The organism is Rhizobium sp. BK399, assembly GCF_014194695.1.
Taxonomy (GTDB): Bacteria; Pseudomonadota; Alphaproteobacteria; order Rhizobiales; family Rhizobiaceae; genus Rhizobium.
The window spans coordinates 1-7,738 of sequence record NZ_JACIAH010000038.1 but is presented as its reverse complement, the minus strand read 5'-3'; the positions used below and the strand labels follow the sequence as shown (position 1 = coordinate 7,738).

The 7,738-nt window shown below is 60.8% G+C and carries 7 protein-coding genes and 1 pseudogene; 2 read left to right on the top strand and 6 right to left on the bottom strand.

Annotated elements, in window-relative coordinates; genetic code table 11:
- Positions 1–90 precede the first annotated feature (90 nt).
- The 6 genes from FHT97_RS30415 to FHT97_RS30390 are packed head-to-tail and all read right to left on the bottom strand — an operon-like array spanning position 91 to position 6,283.
- Positions 91–1,686, bottom strand: coding sequence for an FAD-dependent oxidoreductase (locus tag FHT97_RS30415; protein WP_183865174.1), 1,596 nt, complete (start codon positions 1,684–1,686; stop codon positions 91–93).
- A gap of 19 nt (positions 1,687–1,705) precedes the next feature.
- Positions 1,706–2,695, bottom strand: a complete 990-nt coding sequence (locus tag FHT97_RS30410; protein WP_183758067.1) for a branched-chain amino acid ABC transporter permease — start codon at positions 2,693–2,695, stop codon at positions 1,706–1,708.
- Between the two features lie 2 nt (positions 2,696–2,697).
- On the bottom strand, positions 2,698–3,585 hold the full coding sequence (locus FHT97_RS30405; protein ID WP_016557637.1) for a branched-chain amino acid ABC transporter permease: 888 nt from the start codon (positions 3,583–3,585) through the stop codon (positions 2,698–2,700).
- Positions 3,586–3,589: 4 nt separating this feature from the next.
- Entirely contained in the window at positions 3,590–4,291 is a 702-nt protein-coding gene (locus FHT97_RS30400) for an ABC transporter ATP-binding protein (RefSeq protein ID WP_183758065.1), read from the bottom strand.
- Entirely contained in the window at positions 4,291–5,073 is a 783-nt protein-coding gene (locus FHT97_RS30395) for an ABC transporter ATP-binding protein (RefSeq protein WP_183758063.1), read from the bottom strand. The genes FHT97_RS30400 and FHT97_RS30395 overlap by 1 nt, the downstream gene beginning before the upstream one ends.
- A gap of 4 nt (positions 5,074–5,077) precedes the next feature.
- Positions 5,078–6,283: an ABC transporter substrate-binding protein gene (locus FHT97_RS30390; RefSeq protein WP_183758061.1), complete on the bottom strand. Its 1,206-nt coding sequence runs from the start codon at positions 6,281–6,283 to the stop codon at positions 5,078–5,080.
- Positions 6,284–6,587: 304 nt separating this feature from the next.
- On the opposite strand from FHT97_RS30390, the gene FHT97_RS30385 reads away from it, so the two are divergent.
- Positions 6,588–7,508, top strand: coding sequence for a LysR family transcriptional regulator (locus FHT97_RS30385; protein ID WP_183865172.1), 921 nt, complete (start codon positions 6,588–6,590; stop codon positions 7,506–7,508).
- 96 nt (positions 7,509–7,604) lie between these two features.
- Positions 7,605–7,738, top strand: a pseudogene (locus tag FHT97_RS30380) (acyl-CoA dehydrogenase); the annotation flags it as partial.

The window sequence follows — 7,738 nt, the reverse complement described above, 5'->3', positions numbered from 1 at the left end:
TAAGCCGAAAGGCTGGAAGTGTGACTGTCCCTCGATAATCATCTGCATCTCAGTGATCCCTTCCAGGACGCGGCCCTTTCATGCCACCTCCTATCTGTTGTCTTCCAGGATCATTGCCGCCGCCTTTTCGGCGATCATGATCGTCGGCGAATTCGTGTTGCCCGACGTAATCGTCGGCATCACCGAGGCGTCTGCGATCCGAAACTTCGCCAGCCCCCTGAACCTCAGGCGCGGATCGACGACGCTTTCGCGATCGGCGCCCATCCGGCAAGTTCCGAGGGGATGAAAGATCGTCGTGCCGATGTCGCCGGCGGCCTGCGCCAGTTCTGCGTCCGTGTGGTAGTTCGGGCCAGGTTTGAATTCCTCCGGGTGGAACCGCGCGAATGAAGGCTGCGCGACGATCCTCCGTGTCAGGCGTATCGAACGGATAGCTATGTCGCGATCGCGTTCGGTCGAGAGATAATTGGGACTGATTGTCGGCTGGGCGGCAAAATCCGGGCTCGTCACGTGTACCGAGCCGCGGCTCTCCGGCCTCAGATTGCAGACGCTTGCAGTGATCGCCGGGAACGGATGGACCGGATCGCCGAACTTGTCGAGCGACACCGGCTGCACGTGATACTGCAGATCGGGTGTTTCCTTATCGGGGCCGGAGCGGGTGAAGACGCCGAGCTGGCTTGGTGCCATGGCCATCGGGCCAGAGCGCCTGACAAGGTACTCCAGACCGATCGCCGCCTTGCCGATCAGCCTCGTCGCCTTCTCGTTGAGGGTTGGAACGCCGGTCACCTTGTAAGCCAGGCGCAGTTGCAGGTGATCTTGCAGGTTTTCGCCAATGCTCCTCACCTCCTTGACGACGTCTATGCCCGCATTTTTGAGCACCTCACCGCGGCCAACTCCCGACAGTTCCAGAATGTGCGGGGACCCAATCGCGCCCGCCGCAAGGATCGTCTCCCTTGCCGCGTAGGCACGTTTGGTGCTGCCACCATAGTTATAGTCAACACCGCTGACGGCGCCCTCCTCGATCACCAGCTTTGATACCTGGGCCTTTGTCAAAACGGTCAGGTTGCCACGCCGTATCGCCGGACGCAGAAAGGCTTTGGCGGTGTTCCAGCGAATGCCGGATCGCTGGTTGACGTCGAAATAGCCTGATCCCTCGTTGTTGCCGGTATTGAAATCCGGGCTCTGCGGAATGCCAGCCTCCTTGGCGGCGGCCTGAAAGGCGTCGAGCACGGCCCAGCGGACGCGGGCTTTCTCGACGCGCCACTCCCCGCCCGCACCGTGCAGTTCACTCTCGCCGCGATAGTGGTCTTCCGATTTGCGGAAAAACGGCAACACATCGTCCCAACTCCAGCCGGCGCATCCCATCTGTCGCCAGAGATCATAGTCGCGTGCCTGGCCGCGCATGTAGATCATGCCGTTGATCGAGGAGCAGCCACCGAGCACCTTGCCACGCGGATAGTTGAGCACTCGTCCATTCAGTCCATCTTGTGGCGCGGTCGTGAAACACCAGTCCGTGCGCGGGTTGTTGATGCAGTAGAGATAGCCGACAGGAATGTGGATCCAGTGGTAATTGTCGCTGCCGCCGGCCTCCAGCAAAAGAACGCGTGTGTTGCGATCCTCGGACAGCCGGTTGGCGAGCACGCAGCCGGCGCTGCCGGCACCGATGATGATGTAGTCGAAGCGATCCATGTAATTGCCACCCCGCAGGTTAGCGGCGGTAGACGAAGCCGAGCTTCCGACCGAGGCGCGACGCATAGAATTCACCGATGATGCCGCGGCGGAAGATCAGCACGCAAATCATGAACACGACACCCGTGATGATCGTCACCGGGAATTCCGATGTCGCCAGGTAGTTTTCCAGCGTGACCACCAGGCCTGCGCCAAACAGCGGGCCGATCAGCGTGCCGATGCCGCCGAGCAGCGTCATCAGGATCACCTCGCCCGACATCTGCCAGGCGACATCGGTCAGGGTCGCGAACTGGAAGACCAGCGACTTCACCGCGCCCGCCAGCCCTGCAAGCGCCGCCGACATCACGAAGGCGCCAAGCTTGTAGCGGGCGACGGAATATCCGAGCGATATTGCCCGCTGCTCGTTCTCGCGGATCGATTTCAGGATCATTCCGAACGGCGAGTTGATGAAGCGCCAGATGATGAGGATACCGACGACGAAGACGGCCAGCACGAAGTAATACATGTTGGTGGAGCTGTTGAGATCGAGGAGACCGAACAGCTGGCCGCGTGGGACGGACTGGATTCCGTCCTCGCCATGGGTGAACTCCGACTGCAGGCAGAAGAAGAAGAACATCTGCGACAGGGCGAGCGTAATCATCGCGAAATAGATGCCTTGTCGACGGATTGCGAAGAACCCCATGACGAGACCGAGGACCGCGGCACCCGCGACGCCGACGAGAATGCCGAGCTCAGGCGAAAATCCCCACTCCTTCACGGCATGAGCCGTAAAATAGGCCGCGCCGCCGAAGAAGGTCGCGTGGCCGAACGACAGGAGCCCGGTGTAGCCGAGCAGGAGGTTGAAGGCGCAGGCAAACAGAGCGAAGCACAGGAGCTTCATCAGGAAGATCGGATAGAAGAAGAACGGTGCCAACAAGAGGAGCAGCAGCCCGATGATCAGGAAGGCCGTCTGCACCGAAAGGGCGGTCCGGCTCTTTTCCGTCCTGATGGTTTCGGTGATCTCTGTCATCGTCATGCATCCCGGCCGAAGAGGCCCGCGGGCCTGATGAGAAGAACGATTGCCATGATGACGAAGATCACGATGTTGGACGCCTCCGGATAGAAGACCTTGGTCAGGCCTTCGGCAATGCCGAGTACATAGCCCGTAATGATCGCACCCATGATCGAGCCCATCCCACCGACCACGACGACGGCGAAAACGACGATGATCATGCTGGATCCCATCAGCGGCGACACCTGATAGATGGGTGCGGCCAAGACCCCGGCAAAGGCGGCAAGCCCCGCCCCAAGAGCGTAGGTCAATGTCAGCAGAACCGGCACGTTGACACCGAATGCCTGAACGAGCGTCGCATTCTCGGTGGCGGCTCTGAGATAAGCGCCGAGCTTCGTTTTCTCGATCAAAAGCCAGGTGCCAAGGCACACTACCAGCGACACGACGACGACCCAGCCGCGATAGATCGGCAGGAACATGAAGCCGAGGTTGACTGCGCCGGCCAAAACGGGGGGCTGCGCGTAAGGCTGTCCCGATGAGCCATAGAGGTAACGGAATGTCCCCTCGACAGCCAGGGCAAGGCCGAAGGTGAAAAGCAAGCCATAGAGCGGATCGAGGTCATAGAGCCGTCGAAGGAACAAGCGCTCGATCACCGCACCCGCCAGTCCAACGATGACCGGTGCCAGGATCAGCGACGGCCAATAGCCGATGCCGCCATAAGCAAGCAGAAGATAGGCGGCAAAGGCGCCGAGCATATATTGCGCGCCGTGTGCGAAGTTGATGACACGCAGCAGGCCGAAGATGATGGCAAGACCGAGGCTCAAAAGGGCATAGAAAGAACCGTTGATCAGCCCGATCAGCAACTGACCCATGAACGCCTGCAGGGGAATGCCGAAGATCATCGTCATCAGATCACACTCCCAGAACCTTATGCAGTGTATCCATTCGCTCCGGCAGCTCACCCACCGGGAATTCCGACACCATCTGTCCGTGGTCCATAAGATAGAAGCGATCGGCGATCTTGCTAGCGAAGCGGAAATTCTGTTCGACGAGCAGGATGGTCATGCCGCGCTCCTTCAATTGCTTCAGCACCTCGCCGATGCGCTGGACGATAACCGGCGCCAGGCCCTCGGTCGGCTCGTCGAGCAACAGCATGCGAACGCCGGTGCGCAGGATGCGCGCGATCGAAAGCATCTGCTGCTCGCCGCCCGACAGTTTCGTGCCCGGACTGTTGCGCCGCTCGTAGAGGTTCGGGAACAGCTCGTAGATCTCGTCGACCGCCATGCCACCCGAGGCCACCACGGGCGGCAGCAGCAGATTTTCGGACACTGTCAACGTCGAGAATATGCCCCTTTCCTCCGGCACGAAGCCGAGGCCCCGATGCGCCGTTTTGTGTAGGGGCACTTGCATCATGTCTACGCCGGCGAAGGTCAGCTTGCCCCTGCGGGCGCGTACGATGCCGGTGATGGTGCGCAGCGTCGTCGTCTTTCCGACGCCGTTGCGCCCAAGGATGGTCACCGTCTCACCCTCGCCGACCCGCATGTCGACGCCGTGCAGGATGTGGCTTTCGCCGTACCAGGCATTGAGCCCCTCAGCCTCCAGCAGTGCCGCCATTAGCCCTCCTCCGTGCCCATATAGGCCTGGCGCACCCGCGCATCGGAACTGACCGTTGCATAGTCGCCCTCGGCGAGAATTTCTCCTCTTTGCAGCACTGTCACGTGCTGGCAGATGTTGGCGACTACAGACAGATTGTGTTCGACCATGAGGACGGCGCGGTCGCGCGCCACATCGCGGATGAGTGCCGATACCACGCCGACATCCTCGTGGCCCATGCCCGCCATCGGCTCGTCGAGCAAAAGCACCCTCGGATCAAGTGCAAGCGTCGTCGCGATCTCAAGGACGCGTTTGCGGCCATAGGAAAGATCCGCCGCGATCGCGTCGCGCTCCTTGGAGAGGCCGACCCTCGCCAGCAACTGTTCGGCGCGGTCGTTCAACGCGTCGAGCGCAGACAGCGGGCGCCAGAACTGTGTCGACAGGTTGTTGGGCCGTTGCAGCGCCACGCGCACATTGTCGAGCACGCTCAGATGCGGGAAGACCGCGGAGATCTGGAACGATCGCACCAGTCCCATACGCGCCACCTTGTCCGGTGCCGTTTTGGTGATGTCCGTGCCCATCAGTGTGATGGTGCCTGATGTCGGCTGCAGGAACTTCGTCAGCAGGTTGAAGACGGTCGTCTTGCCAGCGCCATTGGGGCCGATCAGCGCATGGACGCTCGCGTCGTGGACATCGAGATCGACATTCTTGACGGCACTAAAGCCGCCGAAGTCGCGGCGCAGGCCGCGGGCGGAAAGAACCACCCGCGGTGTTGCGCTCGATTGATGTGCGGAAACCGCCATGGGTTCAATTCGTCACGGTGCAACCGCTTTTGGCGGGATCGATATAGGCTTCCTTGCCAGGAATTGTTGCGAGAACGTTGAAGTAGTCCCACGGCTCCTTGCTGTCGGCCGGCTTCTTGACCTGCAGCAGGTACATATCGTGGATCATGCGACCGTTCGGGCCGACAGTGCCGCCGCGACCAAAGACATCGTCAACCGGCAACTCGTGCAGTTGCTTGGCAACGGCGTCGGTGTCATCGGTGCCCGCCTTGTCGATGGCCTTGAGATACTGGAGGACGGCGGAATAGGTGCCCGCGTGGATCATGTTCGGCATCTTGCCGGTGCGGGCAAAGAACTTCTTGCCGAATTCGCGGCTCTTGTCATCGAGGTTCCAGTAGTAGCCCTCCGTCAGGGTCAGGCCCTGCGCCGCGTCCAGGCCGAGGCCGTGAACTTCAGCCAAGGTGAAGAGCAGAGCGGCCAGGTGCTGCCCACCCTGGGTGATGCCGAACTCGGCGGCCTGTTTGATCGCGTTGGAGGTATCGAGACCGGCATTGGCAAGGCCGATGACCTTGGCGCCCGAGGACTGAGCTTGCAGCAGGAACGAGGAGAAATCCTGGTTCGACAGCGGATGGCGGACGGAGCCGACCACCTTGCCGCCGTTTGCCTTGACGAAGTCACTCGTCTGCTGTTCCAGCGAATAGCCGAATGCGTAGTCGGCGGTGAGGAAGAACCAGCTGTCGCCGCCCTGCTTGACGAGCGCGCCACCGGTGCCGACGGCAAGAGCGTGTGTGTCATAGGCCCAGTGGAAACCGTAGGGCGAGCAAGCCTTGCCGGTCAGATCGGTCGTGGCCGCGCCGGTGACGATGTCGATCTTCTTCTTCTCCTTCGCAATCGCCTGAACTGCGAGCGCGACCGACGACGTGGTCAATTCCATGATCGCGTCGACCTGCTCGGTGTCGTACCACTGGCGGGCAATGTTGGACGCGATATCGGGCTTGTTCTGGTGGTCGGCATCAACGATCTCGACGGGCACGCCGAGCACTTTACCGCCGAAATCCTCGACCGCCATTTTGGCTGCTTCAACGGAGGACTTGCCGCCGAAGTCGGCGTAGACGCCGGACTGGTCGTTCAGGATCCCGATCTTTACCTTGCCGTCGGATGCACCATCGGCGAGTACCGCGGTACTGCTTGCAAGCAGAAATGCCAGGCACGCAATGAGACTCTTTCGCATATTTCTCTCCTCCCAGAGATTGACCAGAATGCCGTTCTGTTCAGATTTGGCCAGCCGCTCTCCTCAAAAGCCGCCGGCGCGTGCCTTACGATCATGGAATTGCACCGATCAGGCAAGGCCGCTTTACAACCAATTCCAAACAGTATCTGTTCATTTTTGAACAGAACTATTGCTTTACCGCGCCACCGACCCAATGAATGCAGATCGTTAGGGCGCTTTTGTTGGAACTTAGGGCGGCGCGGGCTGCGGCGCATTAGACGAAAGACCAATATCAGCGGCCAATGCCACGGCCGACGGGGGCAGCATGAACAATTCACCGCAATTCACCTGGGATGACCTGCAGTTCTTTCTGGCGGTGGCCCGAACCGGCCAGCTGTCGACTGCCGCGCGGCAATTGCGCACCAGTCACGCGACCGTCTCACGCCGCATCGATCGGCTGGAATTCGCGCTCAACGTCAAGCTCTTCGAGCGCAACCCGCGAGGCTACGTGATGACGGCGATGGGTGCGCGCTTCGTCGAGACCGCCGAGAAGATGGAGCAGGAGACCGAACGGCTGCGCGCCGACCTGATCGACGGCGCAATGACGCAGCGCGGTGTGGTGCGGCTCAGCGCACCGGAGGGTTTCTCGAACTTCTTCTTTGCGCGCGTGCTGCCGAAGTTCGTCGCGCGCCATCCGAACCTGTCGCTCGAGCTGGTGACGATCCAGCAGATCATGTCGCTGTCGCGCAAGGAGGCCGACATCACCGTCGTGCTCGATGAGCCGAAGGGCGGACCTTATTTCTCCGACAAGCTCACCGACTACCATCTTCAGCTCTACGGCTCGCGGGACTATCTGCAAAGGAGCGCGCCGATTACCTGCCGCGACGATCTGCTGGAGCATCCCTTCATCAGCTACATCGAGGAGATGATCTTTGCGCCCGGCCTCGACTATCTTGGCGACGTGCATCCGCGCATCAAGCCGCAGTTCCAGAGTTCCAGCATCTTTGCGCAGCTGACGGCGACCAGAAACGGGCTTGGACTGTGTGTGCTTCCCTATTTCTTCGCCAGCCGCTATCCCGAACTCGAACGGGTGCTTCCCGACGAGGTCGATCTCAGGCGGCACTACTGGATCACATGCCATCGTGATCTTCGCCAGTCGCCGAGGGTTCGGGCGGTGATCGACTTCCTGCGCGAGGCGGTGGCTGGCGACGATGTCAGGTTCATTCCGCCTTGGGCCAAGCGTTAGATCGACGTTGAAATCGTCCGGCGAGTTGACCCTTCCAGACTGCGGGTCTATGCCCGAAGGATAGTCGCGCCGGCAGGCGAACGAGGAGGAACGACCATGCAGCATACCCGCGAGATCTTCGACTGGGCCGATCCTTTCCGGCTGGTGGAGCAGCTGACGGACGAGGAGCGCATGGTGCAGGAGACTGCACACGCCTATGCGCAGGAGAAGCTCTTGCCGCGCGTGCTCGA

Bases quoted from the DNA above. Each gene is read 5' to 3' on its own strand.
- FHT97_RS30410 (WP_183758067.1), bottom strand. From the start codon at position 2,695: ATGACAGAGATCACCGAAACCATCAGGACGGAAAAGAGCCGGACCGCC.
- FHT97_RS30400 (WP_183758065.1), bottom strand. From the start codon at position 4,291: ATGGCGGCACTGCTGGAGGCTGAGGGGCTCAATGCCTGGTACGGCGAA.
- FHT97_RS30385 (WP_183865172.1), top strand. From the start codon at position 6,588: ATGAACAATTCACCGCAATTCACCTGGGATGACCTGCAGTTCTTTCTG.
- FHT97_RS30415 (WP_183865174.1), bottom strand. From the start codon at position 1,686: ATGGATCGCTTCGACTACATCATCATCGGTGCCGGCAGCGCCGGCTGC.
- FHT97_RS30405 (WP_016557637.1), bottom strand. From the start codon at position 3,585: ATGACGATGATCTTCGGCATTCCCCTGCAGGCGTTCATGGGTCAGTTG.
- FHT97_RS30390 (WP_183758061.1), bottom strand. From the start codon at position 6,283: ATGCGAAAGAGTCTCATTGCGTGCCTGGCATTTCTGCTTGCAAGCAGT.
- FHT97_RS30395 (WP_183758063.1), bottom strand. From the start codon at position 5,073: ATGGCGGTTTCCGCACATCAATCGAGCGCAACACCGCGGGTGGTTCTT.